At 42.9% G+C, this 268-nt stretch carries 1 protein-coding gene; it reads left to right on the plus strand.

The window, feature by feature from the left end:
* A partial coding sequence (locus AAEZ00_RS21340; RefSeq protein ID WP_351089919.1) for a gamma-glutamyltransferase occupies positions 1-268 on the plus strand: 268 nt, incomplete at both ends.

Consider the following 268-nt stretch of genomic DNA (forward strand, 5'->3'; position numbering starts at 1 on the left):
CGATCAAACTACCCACTTCTCGGTTATCGATAAATGGGGCAATGCTGTTGCTAACACCTATACCCTTAACTTCAGTTATGGTTCAGGCTTAGTCGCTAAAGGCACTGGGATTTTATTAAACAATGAAATGGATGACTTTTCGGTTAAACCAGGTACCCCTAATGGTTACGGCTTAATTGGTGGGGAAGCAAATGCAGTGCAAGGAAATAAGCGCCCTCTTAGCTCCATGAGTCCAACCATGGTAATGAAAGATGGCAAACCTTTCATT

The organism is Shewanella sp. S1-49-MNA-CIBAN-0167, assembly GCF_040310145.1.
GTDB lineage: Bacteria > Pseudomonadota > Gammaproteobacteria > Enterobacterales > Shewanellaceae > Shewanella > Shewanella psychromarinicola.